Raw genomic sequence first — 15,462 nt, forward strand, 5'->3', positions numbered from 1 at the left:
TATCTTTTGTATTCCTCACTTTTTCCGTATATATACGAGAAAAGTGAGGAATATGGCGAGGTGAAAAATTCCGTTCCTCACCGCTCCTCACTTTCTGACTCACTTTTTAATCTTCATTGTTCTGGTTAACAAGGGCGAGTTCCTGCCCATTCCGGGTAATCAGTCCGTCATGCTCTAACTTGGTTAACCAACGGCTGAAATTTTTCACATTCACTCCCATCGCCTTTAAATCATCACGCACAAGGGCAATGGAACAGGGTTCTTTCAGGACAGTGCGTGAACGTATACACTGCCATAATGCCATGTGGTTATCGGTTTTATTGGCGATGAGTCCGATCTCTTCTTCTTCAACCGGATCGCGCGGCCTGTCAATCAGAGCCAGTGATGTAATATCTTCACCGTCTTTATCGGTAAAGAGTTCAACCACGCGCAGGTCATAGGCTTGGGTTTCCGGCTCTTCGGCGTCTTTCATTTTGGTGCAGGTGATAACCAGTGCGCCGCCTTTTTTTTCCTCCCGGTTGATCCGGTATTCAACATCCAGCGCAGCCCGAAACGCACTGGAACCCCTTGCGCCTTTGCTTTCATCTTTGCCGGAATGGTGCACAACCAGAATGCTGGCTCCTGTTTTGGCTTTCAGTTCGTCACAGCCCCGGACGAATGCGCCCATGTCTTTGGAATCATTCTCATCAGCTCCGCCAAAACAGCGGGCAAGGGTATCCAGAATTATCAGACGCACAGGCTGACCCGTTTCAGATTCAACCTGCTGGGCAGCAATCACCAGTTCATGCACTTCGGCGGGCGAGGCCGGAAAGACGGGCGTATTGATCAGGTACATATTTTCAACAGCCTGACCATTAACGATTTCCCATGCTTTGATGCGCCGTGGCACGCCGATCCCGCCTTCACCAACAACATACAGCACGGAACCCTGAGCAACCTGTTTACCTGCCCATGCCTTGCCTGTGGCAATATGACAGCCCCAGGCTCCCGCCAGAAAACTTTTATATGAACCGCTCGCCCCGTAAATGCTGCACAGGGAATGTGCCGGGATAATGCCTTTAACCACGTAGTCTAACTGAGCATCAAATCCTGCCGAACCCACTGACAACGGTAATTTTGTTTTGCGCTTTGGATAAATGCTTTCGACATTATCATAATGACAATTTTCTATTGTATGGCGATTCATGGGTTCTCCTGCCCGATATAACCCGTTACTGAATACCTGCTTTGCTGCTTCAAGGCCGTATTGCTGGCGATAATCATCCCAGTCGGCTTTATGTTCTGTCGGCGGTAATGTGAGCCAGCCATTCACTGCAATAGCCACTTTTTCTGCCGAGATTTTGCCGGTATTCACTTTCGGTTTGCCGTTTTTATCCAGTTCGCCGGGGTGATGCCAGTCGTTATCAGCGGCAAGAATGATTTTTGTGTCCGGCCAGCGTTCCCTGACTGATTGGGCAACGGAGAGCAAATTGCCCGCATCCAGTGCGGCCAGAACAGCACCGTTACAGAGTTGGTTCACCGTGAGTGCCGTGGCGTAACCTTCGGTAATGATGACGGTATCAGGGTTCTTTTCCAGCGTTGATAAAGGAATAAACGCGCCTTTCTTCTGGCTGCCGGTGAGTAATTTTTTCTCACCATTCGGTTTGATGATCTGTGCCCCTGTGACTTTTCCGTCCAGTGTTGTGAGTTGCAACACAGCTGAATTATCAGGCAATAACCGCTGGTTAGGATAATGCAGCCCCTTTGCAGTCAGATAGGGCGATTGCCCGGCAACAGTTTGTGCCATCAGTGCTGCCACTCTGTCGGCAATGGGTTGTATTGGGTGCAGGTTTTCTTTGGCGGGCTTGGGTTCGGGCAGAGGCAATGCCAACGATCCAGCAATGATTTTCGCCGCCTCAGTAATCGAAATCTTTTGGGTTCTTGCTACTAAATCCAGTCCATCTCCATAGTTCGGCGTGTCACACTGGCGGCAATGCCAGTTACCGTGATGGTGATCATCAAGAAAGTGGAAACGGTCAGTACCACCGCAAATAGGGCAGGCGCCATGTTTACCTTTTGCCGGAACGTCAATACCACAGGCAGGCAGCAGATTTGCCCATGAATACATAGCCGATGTTTTCACGGTCTGGATCAGGTCGCGCGGTTTTTGACTGCCGGATTTTTTTTGAACTGTAAATTCAGGGCGAGTTTGGGTATGCTGTGTATCAGCCATCGTTTTTACCTCAATTAACGGTTGTTGGTCAGACGCCTCAGATGTGTTCGCGCACACTGGGGCGTTGTGTTTTTATACACTTCGTCTTTCAAGCTGCCTCTTTGTTGGCTGCGCTCATTCACCCCGGTCACATAGTGATCTATGTTCCCGGATTCATTCCCTTGCCGCCGCGATGCAACTCGAAATCCATTGTGTATATGTCAGGTTTCTTATGTCATATTCTTTTGTGTACCTTATGCCGCGCGTGATCCCGCGATGCGTTGGGCAATCCAGTGATCTATTTCTGATTCAATAAACGCGATGGAACGAGGGCCGATTTTGACCTGCTTCGGGAATTCCCCGTCACCAATCAGTTTATAAATCCACGCTTTGCTGTAACCCGTTCGGCGCTGAACTTCCGGCAACCGGATAAGATTTTCCTTCAATGCTGTCACTGCCATATTCATTCTCCTGTTACCGAGTCCCTGAGCGCTCGTCGTGGACGTTATTGGATGACAGGCGAATTATTGAAAAAGCCCCCTTAAATGAACAGCGTTAATTTTTTATCTTACAATGAGAATTAATAGGTTAAATAATGCACTATCAGTTTTTGCTGTCGCGCAACGGTTTGGCGAAGTCATACGGTGTAATGGGTTTTTCCCGGTTGGCATCCAGATAATCCGCCCACCACTGCACCATCAGTCGTCGTTCGTCCAGATGTTTGGAGGTGTGAATATACGCCGCTCTAACGTTGTTCCGTTCGATATGGCTTAACTGGCGTTCGATCGCATCATCACTCCACAGACCGGACTCCCCCATTGCACCGCGTGCCATTGTGCGGAAACCGTGCCCGCAGACATCGGTCTGGGTATCGTAGCCCATTGCCCGTAATGCCTTATTAACGGTATTTTCACTCATGACTTTCGCGGAGTTATGATCGCTGGGGAACATCACGTCACAATTGCCACTGAGTGTGTGCAGGGCTTTGAACAGTGAAACCGCCTGACGACTTAACGGTACAAGGTGATCGGTTTTCATTTTCATACCGCGTTCAGAAAAGCGAACGCCCTTGATGGGTTGCCTTGTGGCGGGAATTTTCCACACGGCGTTTTCAAGGTCGATTTCCTGCCAGCGGGCAAACCGCAGTTCACTGGAACGAACAAATGTCAGCAATGCCAGCTCGACCGCGATTTTGGTCAGCAAGCGCCCGCGATAAACCGATAAGCGGTTCAGAAAATCAGGTAAGGCTTCATGGGGCAGGGCGGGATGATGACGGGATTTTGTGGTGGTGAGTGCTCCGGCCATATCGTTAGCCGGGTTGGATGCCAGAATATCGTTCTGGACAGCATAACGCATGATAGCGGTGATACGCTGGCGCAGCCGCTGTGCGATATCGTGTTTGCCCTGCTCATCAATGGCTTTAGCCGGTGCTAAAAGCTGGCTGGTACGTAATGTAGTGATATCACGGGCACCAATAGGGGGGAAAATATACTGTTCAAGGCTGCGCAATACTTTCTGGCGGTGGCTGTCGCTCCAGCGTTTGTTGCTGGCGTGCCATGCACGGGCGACCTGTTCAAAGGTGTTCACTTTGGCAGGCGAAGGAGCCCCTCTTTTTTCAGCCTTGGGATCGAGACCCTGCGCCATCAGCTTTTTGGCTTCATCGCGTTTAGCCCGTGCATCAGCTAAAGACACGGCCGGATAAACACCAAACGCCAGGCGGTCTTCTTTTTTATCGGCCGGGCGGTAATACTTCATTCGCCAGTATTTCGAGCCGCGTGACGAGACTTCTAAATAGAGACCGCCGCCATCGGCGAGTTTGTAGGTTTTTTCTTTGGGTTTTGCAGTTTCGATTTGTCGTGCATTAAGTTTCATTGTTAAGGGCATTCTCATAATCGAACGGTAAGTGCCCCGAATTATGCCCTTCGCTGCCTCTTGATTGCAACAGACGAAACTAGACGTAAAAATAAGAATGGGTATTGATTTTACTGGATTTAGTATGAATTGTTTGACTGGGCTGGACTTCACTGGAAGTTGAAGTGGTGCCCGGACTCGGAATCGAACCAAGGACACGGGGATTTTCAATCCCCTGCTCTACCGACTGAGCTATCCGGGCTAACGGGGCGCATTAAACCGTATTCATGCTAATCCGTCAAACATTTTCTGCATAATTTTATCTGCATGCTTTTAAATTGCCCAATGCGCTATAAATCTAAACAAAATGGAGAGAGGGTTGCTTCTCTACTCTCCATCGGTTCTTTGTTAGCAATGAATTTACTATAAATTATCGACGATAATTTTTCTGTGCTTTGTTCACTTTTATCAGATAACGGCGTGACTCAGCGGAAGGGTGTTTATTTGTCAATGTTTCATAAACATCACCAGGTTCCATTGAATTGATCTTCTGAGCAGCCTTCTTTTTGTCATTCGAGAATACACGCAATACGCTGCCAGCACCGCCATTATAGGCTGTGATGACGGCATACCGACGTGAAGTGATATTCTTGATTTCGCCTAAATAAGTATTTTGTAATATCGAGAGATAGGCCGTGCCAGCATCAATGTTGTTTTCAGGATCGAAAAGGTAACTGCGGCTGGGATGACCTGGTTTTCCTTGCATTCTGAAAACATCTTTTCCGGCAGTGTGTTGCATAACTTGCATAAGACCCAACGCATCAGAGTGGCTGACGGCATAAGGGTTGAAGCTGGATTCAGTCTGCATGATGGCAAGGATCAGCGATTCATCAATTCCGTATTTTATGGATGCTTTTCGAACAATAGGGAGGTATTTATGGGCACGTTTGTCCAAATGGTTGGGAACCAATTGAATGGTGACCGACCAAATGACATGCAATCCTGATTGACGTTTTTGTAATTTATTCTGAATCAGGTAATCAGCAAAATGACGTGCGCGCCACTCCCAGCGAATAGACTCACCACTATTATCCAGGACTTGTCCAAAAAGGAATGGTTCTTTGCTAATCTGAATATCGTTGGAATCAGAATAAAGATTGATTGAGCCGGGATCATCTCCCATCAATAAAGTGCCAACAATCGCTTTGTGCAACCTTTCAGTCGGTTCGACTGGTGATATTGTTTCAATCGTAATACTTCCCGCATCAAAATTGATATGGCTGCGGGTTTGATATTGATCTGTGTATTTCACGTAATCTTTCGGGCCTGCAATTAATACTTCTCGTAAACCCCAGATATTTTCAATATTGTGGGCGAATTGTCCCACTAAAATATCGAAACCATTCGTATCTTTTACATATTCTTCTTTGTATTCAAAGTCTTTTTTGCTAGAACAGGAAATCAGGAGCGGAGTAAGAAGAATCAGAGGCAGCAGTTTTTTCATCTTAAAGAGCCGTTGGATATTGATATGCCATCAGTAGTTAGAGCCATGAAAAATGGCTCTTATTTATGCCAGTTGAGTAGCAAATTATTGTTCTGGTGGTATGTAACCATCAATTTGGATGTCATGCCCTTCAAACAGGAATTTCACCATCTCTTGCTCAAGCAATTTGCGGTCGTCTGGGTTCATAGTATTTAATTTTTTTTCATTAATCAGCATGGTTTGTTTGCTCATCCATTGTTGCCATGCTTCTTTAGAAATTTCATTGAAAATGCGCTTGCCCAGCTCCCCCGGATAGAGCTGAAAATCCTGGCCTTCGGCTTCTTGCTGCAAAAAAGTACAAAAAATAGTTCTGCTCATAATTAATCCTCACTAATCCTCAAAATAAAATGGGCAAATTAACCCAATTGTTGCAAAAGGTACTCAACGGGAGCTGCCAATCCTACAGTTGCTGGCTGGCGTAAGTTATACCAAAGTCCCTTGTTTTCATCCATGCAGGAATCAAAAGATAATATGTCGATTCTAATGGGAATGATATCTAAATGAAAATGACTGAATGTGTGACGAAATGATGTCAATTGTTCAGGTTTACTGTGAGAAATGCCCGCATCTTGCAGCCATTTTTCCAGAGAAGCCTGATCCGTAAATTGTGGAAAGGCAAACAGGCCTCCCCAAATGCCAGAAAGTGGTCGCTGCTCCAGCCAGACCGTATCACCATGCTGCATTAATAAAAAGTAGGCTGTTCTTTCAGGAATGCTTTGTTTCGGTTTTTTGCCCGGATAATCTGCCCAGTTGTGATTGGAGTAAGCAATACAGCCTGTATTGAGCGGGCAAATTTCGCACTTTGGTTTACTGCGGGTACAGACCATTGCGCCCAAATCCATCATTGCCTGATTAAAGTATTCGACGTTTTGTGCGGGAGTTACGCGAGTACTGATATCCCACAGTTGGTTCTCAACTTCTTTTTTTCCCGGCCAGCCTCCAACGGCACAGCAGCGGGCCAGAACCCGCTTCACGTTACCATCAAGAATCGGAAAATGTTTGCCTTGAGATAGAGAGAGAATAGCACCAGCGGTTGAACGTCCGACTCCCGGCAGGGCAACAACATCATCGAATGTCGTCGGGAATTTGCCATTGTGTAACGTCACTATCTGTTGCGCTGCTTTATGTAAATTACGGGCGCGCGCGTAATATCCCAAACCTGTCCACAAATGGAGAATTTCATCCAGTGGTGCAGCAGCCAAAGACGCAACATCATGAAAACGTGAAATAAATTTCTGAAAATAGGGAATAACGGTCGCGACTTGTGTTTGTTGCAACATCACTTCTGAAAGCCAGACGTGATAGGAAGTTTTTTCCAGTTGCCACGGCAGAGTTTTACGACCATAACGGTGATACCATTCAAGTACCATCTGTGAAAATTGCTCAGCTTCCATCATTAGAATAATTGTCTTTATATCAGATATTGTTTTGTGAACAGGATTGCAACATAGTGTAACCTCAGTGTAAACCCGAACTTTATTTCGAAACGCTACGCAATTTAGTATTAAAGTTGTGCTTATGGGCATTGAACTTGATAAACTCAGCCATCTTTGCATAATTGCGCTCTCTTTGGGCAACCCTGCGGTACATTAAGCCCCAGACGCCTGAGCAAATGCCTTTAAAACTGATAGAAAGCACCATGATAAATAACGTAATTTCACCGGAATATGATGAAGATGGCAGGGCTTTGCGCCGTGTCCGCAGTTTTGTTCGTCGGCAGGGACGGTTAACGAGTCGTCAGCAGCAAGCACTTGATAATATGTGGCCGAAAATGGGTTTGAATTATCAGCCAGAACTGTCCGATATGGGAGCTCTTTTTGGTCGTGAGGCCCCTGTAGTATTGGAGATTGGCTTCGGCATGGGGGCATCATTGGTTACGATGGCGAGCCAGAACCTAGAAAAAAACTTTTTTGGGATCGAGGTTCATGTGCCGGGAGTAGGCGCTTGTCTGGCTTCCGCAGAAGAGGAAAACCTGAGTAATCTACGTGTTATGTGCCATGATGCTATTGAAGTGCTGAATAATATGATCCCAAATCAGAGTTTGGATATGGTTCAGCTTTTCTTCCCTGATCCGTGGCATAAAGTCCGCCATAACAAGCGTCGGATTGTACAGCCTGAATTTGCTCAACTAATCAGAAATAAGCTGAAAATCGGTGGCGTCTTCCATATGGCGACTGACTGGCAGCCATATGCTGAACATATGCTGGAAGTGATGAACGAAGCCAAAGGATATAGCAATTTATCAGAAAACGATGATTATGTACCACGTCCTGATTCACGTCCGGTCACGAAATTCGAAATGCGCGGTCAGCGGTTAGGGCATGGCGTATGGGATCTAATGTTTGAGAGGGTAGAATAATGGCTAAAAATCGTAGTCGCCGTCTGCGTAAAAAAATGCGTATTGATGAATTTCAAGAGTTAGGATTTTCCATAAGGTGGGGTTTTCCGGCCAATACATCTGTTGATGTTGTTGACAGCACGGTTGATGCCTTAATTGAAGAGTTGATAGAGCCAAATGGCTTGGCTTTGGATGCCAGTGGTTACTTACAGTGGGAAGGTCTGATCTGCCTGCAAAAAATTGGTAAATGTACCGAAGAGCACCGCCAGTTAATTGAAAAATGGCTGAAAGATCGCAACATGGAAGATGTTGTTATATCAGAACTATTTGACGTGTGGTGGGATTGATTTGCTGTTATATAAACATGTAGCGTTTTAATATCTAATGGATTTAAGTTGTTGCTAACAAGCGTTAACTTGAAAACATGAAGGGTAAATATACAGAAATAACGCTGTATGCAGGGACTCCTTTGGAGTCCCTGTCTATCTGGAGAAGAAGTGGTGAAGGTAAGGTTCTCTAATTCGTTATTGGCAGATATCCTAGATGAAGTACGCCCTTTGATTGGTCAAGGGAAAGTGGCAGATTATATTCCCGCTTTGGCGGAAGTTCAGGTAAATAATCTGGCAATAGCCATTTGTACAGTTGATGGACAGATTTTCCAAGCCGGAGATGCTGAAAAGCGCTTTTCTATACAGTCCATTTCTAAGGTGTTGAGCCTGACATTGGCGATGACACGCTATAAAGAGCATGACATTTGGCAGAGAGTTGGTACGGAGCCTTCCGGGCAGCCCTTTAATTCATTGGTTCAATTAGAACTGGAAAAGGGAATACCCCGGAATCCTTTTATCAATGCGGGAGCACTGATAATCTGTGACATGCTGCAATCACGCTTGAGCGCGCCTAAGCATAGAATGCTGGAATTTGTTCGCAGCCTCACAGGGCAAAAAGATATTTGTTATGATGATATCGTTGCCCGTTCAGAGATGGATCATTCAAGCCGTAACGCGGCGATTGCCTATCTGATGAAATCATTCGGCAATTTTGAAAATGATGTCTTGACAGTTCTGCAAACCTATTTTCATTACTGCGCCCTGAAAATGAATTGTGTCGAACTGGCTCAGTGTTTTATTTATTTAGCCAACCAAGGGCGTATGATTGGTTCCGGTCAGCAAATTCTGAGCCTTCGACAAACAAGGCAGATTAATGCGTTGATGTTGACTTGTGGTATGTATGATGGTTCTGGAGAATTTGCTTTCAGAATCGGTATGCCGGGGAAATCAGGTGTTGGCGGGGGAATTGTCTGTGTTGTTCCGGGTGAATTCACCGTTGCGGTGTGGTCTCCTGAACTGGATAAATCCGGTAACTCATTGGCGGGTTGTGCAGTACTGGAAAAACTGGCTGGGCGTATTGGCCGCTCTATTTTTTAATCTCGTCCGTGTTGATGGCATCCGTGCAGATAGAAAGTCATCAAGCAAAGGAAATTCAGGAGAACGTATGTTACGCAGAATCACGATTGCTACATTATTATTTGCAACTCAGATGATCGTAGCTCAAGCCCAGGCGGGTTCTGGCTGTCAGGTGACACTTAATGATGACATTATTGTCACGCCGAAATCTGTCCAAGTTGTTGGAGCCGGTGGAAACCTGAAAATCTTGCCTGATGGCTCCGTAACTCGTGATGGAAAGGCGTTGTCATTAAATGCAGAACAACGCAGCAAAGCTGTTCAGTATCAACAGACGATCCGTCAAGATTTACCGTGGGTTAAGCAAGAAGCCTTGAGCCATTTGGCAAGTGCACGTCAATCACTGGATAAGGTGATTGTTGATACGATGGGGAAAGAAAGTAATGTCCGTAACCGTCTGTCCCAATTGGAATCTGGTCTTAATAAGCAAATAGATAGAGTGATTGAAACTCGCGCTAATGGTTTTGCATTCAACTCTCAGGCAGTCAAGCAGGTAGAATCTGAAGGCAAGAAACTCGTCGAACAGAGTCTCGGTGGTATCTTGCAGGATAGCATTAACGAAATGAGCAGTAAAAAGAGCGATCAAAATGGTGGCGGCAAACAGATGTTAATGTCTCTTCTCGGAGGATTGGGGGGAGTGCAAAATGGTTTTGATGCTGAATGGGAAAAGCAGAAAAAAGAGTTGAAGCGCTTGAAAGAAGACGTTTGTAGTAAAGCCAACGGCTTAGAACAACAGCATATTGCTCTTATGAATTTGATTAAGTAAATCACAATGCATATCTTCTAAATAAGAATCAATATGAAATTGATTCTTATTTAGTTGACATATTAATGTTGCCACCTAGAATGCGGGTTACTTCTTACCAATATTCTTAATTCAGGTGTAACAATGAAAAAAATCCTACCAATTGTTATCGCATCACTATTTTCTGTCACCAGCTACTCTGCATTTAGTCAATCATCCACATTATTTACACCAAATACAGTAACGGAGAAGTCTGGTGATTATGTCACAGTAAAACATCTTTCTGGTGAAACTAAGGTTAAAAAAAATCCACAGCGGGTTGTTCTGTTTGATTTCGGTACTTATGATTCGATGGCAAAACTAGGTTTATCCGAGCGAGTTATTGCGTTACCTATTGGTAGTTTGCCTGAATATGTACGTAGTAATCTGTCTGAGAGTATGAATAATGCAGGTGGAATGAAAGAACCGGATTTGGAAAAGTTAGCAGAAATAAAACCGGATCTGATTGTGATAACAGGGCGTCAGGGTTCTTTCTATGATCGTTTATCACAAATAGCACCAACGGTTGATTTAGGCACTGACAATAAAAATTACCTACCATCTGTTGATAGTAATCTTAAGTTATTAGGCGAGTTATTTAATAAGCAGGATATTGTTAAAACACAGATTGCTGATTTAGAGAAAACTATTGCATCTGCACAGGAAAAAGCACAGGCAGCAAACAGCAAGGTACTGGTATTGTTGCACAATGCTGGTGAGCTATATCCCAATAATCAAGCCATTGTTTATAATGTGGTTCAGGCTTCACGTGCAGAATTACCCACCAAATCAGATAAAAGTAAAAGTCGAGCTGTAACTGCGGATATGATTGCACAGGCAAATCCTGATGTGATTTTTATTATTGATCGTAGTGAAGCGATTGGTGCCGGAAAACTGACAAAAGCTCAGTTCGAAAACGATCAAGTCAAATCAACCAATGCGTATAAAAATGGCAAAATAGTGTATCTGCAATCTGATCTTTGGTATTTATCTGGTGGTGGTTTGGACAGTATGACACGACAAGTTAATGCAATTGCTGATGCGTTATAGCCCCTGTTTATGGCTTTGATAAATAGCCATTGTACTTAAAGGTGGCCGTCAAGCGGTCACCTTAATTTTTTAACGCTTTCATGTCGATTACAGTAATCACTATCTGTCAAACCACATCGTAATATACTGTTAGATTACCTTTCTTCATTTTTACTTCCTGTATTTTTATATCTCCTAATTGCTTAAGAGATATCACATGGGTACCGCCACAAAGATAAGGCTTAAAACGACCAAAACCAATTTCCCGGAGTCCATCATCTCGTAGTTACCTTCAATTCAAGTGGTAAATATATATGTTTTATATTTATAAATAAAAATTAATAATATCATTTAAATATTATTTTTATAGATATAATTATCATTGACTTTAAATATAAAATGAATTAGACATAATCTTAGATCTCAGATTTTCAGTTTAAAGAATCTTCTTTTTTCATTGCATTTTGTTGAACAATAATTAAAGCAAAGTAGCAACAATAAGTCGGGAATGGAAGAAGAATCAAAGGAATTTGCCCTAAACAGGCTTAGTACTACAGCCGTATTCACTCTTCTCGATAGGGAATAACCCCATAGAATAGCTTGAATTGATGTTATTTCTTCGTTTTTTTGAGTATCAGATAATGCATTGATTTTACTATTGTTATGGCTGTAGTATTAGAGCCTATCCCAAAAGGTATTTTGTAGTATAGTGATTTAGTCTTTTTATTAACCTCCATTTGGTGATGATGATGAGTAAGAAAACGACATCACAATGGCTCATTTCTGATGAGCTTTGGCAAAAAATGGAACCGTTACTGCCTGAACATAAAACCCATCATCCTTTAGGGTGCCATCGTCATCGTGTCGATAACCGTGCCGCCATGAATGCTATCTTTTTTGTCCTGAAAACCGGATGTCAGTGGAATGCCCTCAATGCCACCGGAATTTGTTCTTCAAGCAGTGCTCACCGCCGTTTTCAGGAATGGCAGGTGGCGGGTGTGTTTGAACGATTTTGGCAAAGTGGCTTACTGGCCAGTGAAAAAGTGGGCACCATTGATTGGAGCCAGTTATCGTTGGATGGTTGCCCGACGAAAGCCCCGCTTGCCGGGACAAAAAAAACAGGCCGCAACCCAACAGACAGGGGAAAACAAGGTATCAAAAGAAGCCTTCTGACTGATGGTCACGGTTTGCCTTTAGCGGTGATAGTCGCGCCTGCAAATACGCATGACATCAAGCTGGTCATAGAAACACTGGAACATCTTGAAACGGGAAGGCCGGGGCAGGCGTTGCCGCTTCATTTGGATAAAGCCTATGAGGCTGGATGGTTAAAAGAAGCGCTGATAAAGCAGCGATATATTCCCTGTATTCAATCGAGGAAAGAAGAACATGATGCGATGATAAAGGACGTTTATTTTAAAACGAGCCGTTGGGTTGTAGAAAGAACGCATAGTTGGATGAATCGTTATCGGCGGATATTAATCCGTTGGGAAAAGAAAATAAGCAATTATGAAGGCATGCTGTATTTTTGTTGTGGATGGCTCGTGTGGAATACAATCCTTTTGGGATAGGCTCTTATATTCATATGTCCAATTATCGTTCTTCCGCGAAGAAAGCTTAGAAAATCACGCCATACAAAAATATCCAGTAATTCACTTATTGTTCCCAAATTGAAACAATCAAGCAAAACGATAACCTGATCTTGCAGCATAGAAAAACTGCGTTAGGATATTTCAAAAGGCACTTGATGGGGGAACATAATGATGATTATCAGTTCAACTGAATTTAAGAATAATGACTTCTTGCTGAAAGAGCATGAATTTAATGAATTTGGTGGCAATGGTGATAATCGTTCACCTGAACTGGTCTGGACAGATGCACCAGCCGGAACAAAAAGTTTTGCGATTACTGTCTATGATCCTGATGCACCAACAGGCAGCGGTTTCTGGCACTGGGTTGCTTTTGATATTCCCGTTGATACTCAGCTCTTGCCAGCAAATGCAGGGAAAAGCGATAGCAGCAAATTGCCAATCGGTACGATTCAAAGCAGGAATGATTATGGTTTGTTTGGTTTCGGTGGCCCTTGTCCACCCTTAGGTGATAAAGCGCATCGCTATATTTTCACTGTACATGCCTTATCGGTGGAAAAACTGGGAGTTGGTGCTGAAACGACAAACGCCGTTGCGCGTTTTATGATTCAAGCCAATACCTTGGCAACAGCTGTCATCACCAGTTACTACCATCGTTAACTGATTAATAATTCTTCCGTTTCCAGTAAAGGGTATCAATATGAGCAACAAAAAAATTCAATGGAACTATGGGGTACAGCAGGAAGCGGTAGAGATCCTTGCTAGTGACGGTGGAATGATCGTTTGCCCGACCAAAGTGGGCTATATCATTATGACATCAGATGCAAAAGGCTTAGAGCGTAAATTTGAAGCGAAACAGCGTAATCGCAATAAACCCGGCGTTGTTTTATGTGGATCACTGGAACAGCTGAAAGAGTTGGCTCAACTTAACTCGGAAATTGAAGAGCTTTATCAAAAACATTGGGATGAAGATATATTGCTGGGCTGCATCTTGCCTTGGAAAGAAGAAGCGTTAGCCCGTATTCCAGATGATGGTTCTAAAGAGTTGATGATGGATCAACGTGGCACAAGTTGCTTCGTAATTAAATTTGGTAAACCAGGCGAAATTCTGGCAAAAGAGCTTTGGGAAAATCACGGCAAGTTTTCTTTTGCCAGCTCAGCTAACCCATCAGGTAAAGGTAACCGTGGATTGGTTGAATGTATCGGTGAGCGGATTGAAAGTCAGGCTGATCTGATTATTGATGCCAATGACTATGTTAAATCTATCCAGCCAAATGAAACTGAGCAGACTCGTTATGAACAGGGTGTTATGATTTCAATGGTGGATGAAAACGGTAAATTAGTGCCGCTGCAAAATAACCAGCGTGATATTACACCGTGTCCAATATTGATCCGTAAGGGATTGGATGTGCATAAAATCATGGCGATAATGTCTAATATCTTTACGACTTGGGATTACCGCCACGGTAACTATTATTAAGTACGGCTATTAACAAGCAAGGATGCTTGATAGGCAATAATATTGATAGCGCTTGCGGGTACTGTTGTACCCGCATTAATTATGTCTTTTTTCCGTTCTCTAAATTTTGTTTCAGTTTATTTTGCAAAGTACTTGCAAAGTGTTGCACGCGTGAAGAGAGTGTACTTTCTGATTTAAATAGCATCCAGGCTTGATAGATATCCATTTTCCATTCAGGGAGAAGTCTTACCAATTTTCCTTCCGCAACGGCTTCATGAGTTACGTAATCTGGCAGGTAGGCAATGCCAGCGCCCACTAATGCAGAATTCATTAATGCGACGCTGTTATTGATGCGAAACCGGCTGCGAACTTCAATATCCAGCTTATGCCTCTCTTTACGAAACGGTAGTGAGATAGTATGGGCAGGGCCTCGAAATAGTAGGTAATCATAACGGGGAAGATCTTCTGGTTTATCTATTTTTGAAAATTGACGCAGATAATCAGGTGTGGCGTAAAGTCCCCAAGTAATATCAATCAGAGGCATAACAAGCGGATGATGTGGAGCTTCACGCCCTATAATAATTGCAATATCGCATTGATCTTCATTCATATTAATCGTTCTGTCTGTCAGTTCTAGATCAACGCTGATATGAATATTTCCGGCAATAAAGTTATTCAGGGCGGGGACAATACATTGACTGCCAAAGGATACTGGCGCAATCAGGCGTAAACTTCCCATCGGTTCTTCATGGAAATTACGTATAAAATGCTCAGCATTTTGAGCTTCAGTAAGAATTCGGTGACAGTATTGGTAATAACTCATCCCAACCTCAGTCACCTGGATTTTACGTGTAGTACGGTTAAGTAACTGGGTTCCCAATCTGATTTCCAACTGCGCAATTTCGCGACTGACCGAAGACTTCGATAGCCTTAACGATTTTGCGGCTTCGGTAAAACTCAGTGTTTCTACTACGCGGGCAAAGACCACCATAGAGGTGAGATTATCAATATTATTCATGAATTAACCTGATGATTTACTTGGGAGAACCGCGGTATAACATACCACATATCCTGTAGAGAGAGGCCAATATTCCTTGTTTGTACGGTGAGATAGGTATCAGGTTAAAAGAGCGGGAGTTTTCCATTTTACGAACGACTGTCCCATAATAGAAACAGTGAACTAATCATGGTATTTCCTTATGTTAAAGAGCCGTAATC

General features: G+C 43.8%; 16 protein-coding genes and 1 tRNA gene. 8 read left to right on the forward strand and 9 right to left on the reverse strand.

Annotation, left to right across the window (positions count from 1 at the left end):
- Nucleotides 1-106: 106 nt before the first annotated feature.
- The 7 genes from AC5JQI_RS05255 to mutY form a co-directional block, all read right to left on the reverse strand.
- Nucleotides 107-2,212, reverse strand: a complete 2,106-nt coding sequence (locus tag AC5JQI_RS05255; protein WP_493913956.1) for an AAA family ATPase — start codon at nt 2,210-2,212, stop codon at nt 107-109.
- Between the two features lie 233 nt (nt 2,213-2,445).
- Nucleotides 2,446-2,652 carry a helix-turn-helix transcriptional regulator gene (locus AC5JQI_RS05260; RefSeq protein WP_275381560.1) on the reverse strand — a complete coding sequence of 69 codons (207 nt, stop codon included), beginning with the start codon at nt 2,650-2,652 and terminating at the stop codon, nt 2,446-2,448.
- Between the two features lie 142 nt (nt 2,653-2,794).
- On the reverse strand, nt 2,795-4,063 hold the full coding sequence (locus tag AC5JQI_RS05265) for a tyrosine-type recombinase/integrase (protein ID WP_275381561.1): 1,269 nt from the start codon (nt 4,061-4,063) through the stop codon (nt 2,795-2,797).
- 165 nt (nt 4,064-4,228) lie between these two features.
- Nucleotides 4,229-4,304, reverse strand: a tRNA-Phe gene (locus tag AC5JQI_RS05270).
- Between the two features lie 168 nt (nt 4,305-4,472).
- The gene (gene mltC / locus AC5JQI_RS05275; RefSeq protein ID WP_493913957.1) at nt 4,473-5,546 is read right to left on the reverse strand and encodes a membrane-bound lytic murein transglycosylase MltC; all 1,074 of its coding nucleotides are present in this window, start codon (nt 5,544-5,546) and stop codon (nt 4,473-4,475) included.
- 84 nt (nt 5,547-5,630) lie between these two features.
- Nucleotides 5,631-5,903 (reverse strand): oxidative damage protection protein, encoded by a 273-nt coding sequence (locus AC5JQI_RS05280; RefSeq protein WP_493913958.1) that lies wholly within the window; start codon nt 5,901-5,903, stop codon nt 5,631-5,633.
- A 38-nt stretch (nt 5,904-5,941) separates the two neighbouring features.
- Entirely contained in the window at nt 5,942-6,979 is a 1,038-nt protein-coding gene (gene mutY / locus AC5JQI_RS05285; RefSeq protein WP_493914621.1) for an A/G-specific adenine glycosylase, read from the reverse strand.
- A gap of 245 nt (nt 6,980-7,224) precedes the next feature.
- Here mutY and trmB point away from each other — a divergent pair, with 245 nt between their 5' ends.
- The 5 genes from trmB (at nt 7,225) to AC5JQI_RS05310 (ending at nt 11,220) form a co-directional block, all read left to right on the forward strand.
- Nucleotides 7,225-7,944, forward strand: a complete 720-nt coding sequence (gene trmB / locus AC5JQI_RS05290; RefSeq protein WP_493913959.1) for a tRNA (guanosine(46)-N7)-methyltransferase TrmB — start codon at nt 7,225-7,227, stop codon at nt 7,942-7,944.
- Nucleotides 7,944-8,270, forward strand: a complete 327-nt coding sequence (locus AC5JQI_RS05295) for a YggL family protein (RefSeq protein WP_493913960.1) — start codon at nt 7,944-7,946, stop codon at nt 8,268-8,270. Before trmB ends, AC5JQI_RS05295 begins: the two co-directional genes overlap by 1 nt.
- A gap of 153 nt (nt 8,271-8,423) precedes the next feature.
- Entirely contained in the window at nt 8,424-9,350 is a 927-nt protein-coding gene (gene glsB / locus AC5JQI_RS05300; protein WP_443089565.1) for a glutaminase B, read from the forward strand.
- Nucleotides 9,301-10,152: a DUF2884 family protein gene (locus AC5JQI_RS05305; RefSeq protein WP_493913961.1), complete on the forward strand. Its 852-nt coding sequence runs from the start codon at nt 9,301-9,303 to the stop codon at nt 10,150-10,152. Before glsB ends, AC5JQI_RS05305 begins: the two co-directional genes overlap by 50 nt.
- A gap of 123 nt (nt 10,153-10,275) precedes the next feature.
- Nucleotides 10,276-11,220 (forward strand): siderophore ABC transporter substrate-binding protein, encoded by a 945-nt coding sequence (locus AC5JQI_RS05310; RefSeq protein ID WP_493913962.1) that lies wholly within the window; start codon nt 10,276-10,278, stop codon nt 11,218-11,220.
- Between the two features lie 106 nt (nt 11,221-11,326).
- Here AC5JQI_RS05310 and AC5JQI_RS05315 read toward each other — a convergent pair whose 3' ends face one another.
- Complete coding sequence (locus AC5JQI_RS05315; RefSeq protein WP_493914622.1) at nt 11,327-11,461, reverse strand: hypothetical protein; 135 nt, start codon at nt 11,459-11,461, stop codon at nt 11,327-11,329.
- A 487-nt stretch (nt 11,462-11,948) separates the two neighbouring features.
- Between AC5JQI_RS05315 and AC5JQI_RS05320 the strand changes: the two genes are divergently transcribed.
- The 3 genes from AC5JQI_RS05320 (at nt 11,949) to AC5JQI_RS05330 (ending at nt 14,265) form a co-directional block, all read left to right on the forward strand.
- Nucleotides 11,949-12,767, forward strand: coding sequence for an IS5 family transposase (locus tag AC5JQI_RS05320; protein WP_493913963.1), 819 nt, complete (start codon nt 11,949-11,951; stop codon nt 12,765-12,767).
- Between the two features lie 189 nt (nt 12,768-12,956).
- Entirely contained in the window at nt 12,957-13,445 is a 489-nt protein-coding gene (locus AC5JQI_RS05325; protein WP_493913964.1) for a YbhB/YbcL family Raf kinase inhibitor-like protein, read from the forward strand.
- A 40-nt stretch (nt 13,446-13,485) separates the two neighbouring features.
- Nucleotides 13,486-14,265: an L-threonylcarbamoyladenylate synthase gene (locus AC5JQI_RS05330; protein WP_237386199.1), complete on the forward strand. Its 780-nt coding sequence runs from the start codon at nt 13,486-13,488 to the stop codon at nt 14,263-14,265.
- 79 nt (nt 14,266-14,344) lie between these two features.
- On the opposite strand, the gene AC5JQI_RS05335 is transcribed toward AC5JQI_RS05330, so the two are convergent.
- The gene (locus tag AC5JQI_RS05335) at nt 14,345-15,262 is read right to left on the reverse strand and encodes a LysR family transcriptional regulator (RefSeq protein ID WP_493913965.1); all 918 of its coding nucleotides are present in this window, start codon (nt 15,260-15,262) and stop codon (nt 14,345-14,347) included.
- Nucleotides 15,263-15,462 lie beyond the last annotated feature (200 nt).

It is taken from the genome of Xenorhabdus sp. XBWT (assembly GCF_059072735.1).

Bases quoted from the DNA above. Each gene is read 5' to 3' on its own strand.
- trmB (WP_493913959.1), top strand. From the start codon at position 7,225: ATGATAAATAACGTAATTTCACCGGAATATGATGAAGATGGCAGGGCT.
- AC5JQI_RS05265 (WP_275381561.1), bottom strand. From the start codon at position 4,063: ATGAAACTTAATGCACGACAAATCGAAACTGCAAAACCCAAAGAAAAA.
- AC5JQI_RS05295 (WP_493913960.1), top strand. From the start codon at position 7,944: ATGGCTAAAAATCGTAGTCGCCGTCTGCGTAAAAAAATGCGTATTGAT.
- AC5JQI_RS05260 (WP_275381560.1), bottom strand. From the start codon at position 2,652: ATGGCAGTGACAGCATTGAAGGAAAATCTTATCCGGTTGCCGGAAGTT.
- AC5JQI_RS05255 (WP_493913956.1), bottom strand. From the start codon at position 2,212: ATGGCTGATACACAGCATACCCAAACTCGCCCTGAATTTACAGTTCAA.
- AC5JQI_RS05320 (WP_493913963.1), top strand. From the start codon at position 11,949: ATGAGTAAGAAAACGACATCACAATGGCTCATTTCTGATGAGCTTTGG.
- mltC (WP_493913957.1), bottom strand. From the start codon at position 5,546: ATGAAAAAACTGCTGCCTCTGATTCTTCTTACTCCGCTCCTGATTTCC.
- mutY (WP_493914621.1), bottom strand. From the start codon at position 6,979: ATGGAAGCTGAGCAATTTTCACAGATGGTACTTGAATGGTATCACCGT.
- AC5JQI_RS05330 (WP_237386199.1), top strand. From the start codon at position 13,486: ATGAGCAACAAAAAAATTCAATGGAACTATGGGGTACAGCAGGAAGCG.
- AC5JQI_RS05325 (WP_493913964.1), top strand. From the start codon at position 12,957: ATGATGATTATCAGTTCAACTGAATTTAAGAATAATGACTTCTTGCTG.
- AC5JQI_RS05310 (WP_493913962.1), top strand. From the start codon at position 10,276: ATGAAAAAAATCCTACCAATTGTTATCGCATCACTATTTTCTGTCACC.
- AC5JQI_RS05335 (WP_493913965.1), bottom strand. From the start codon at position 15,262: ATGAATAATATTGATAATCTCACCTCTATGGTGGTCTTTGCCCGCGTA.
- AC5JQI_RS05280 (WP_493913958.1), bottom strand. From the start codon at position 5,903: ATGAGCAGAACTATTTTTTGTACTTTTTTGCAGCAAGAAGCCGAAGGC.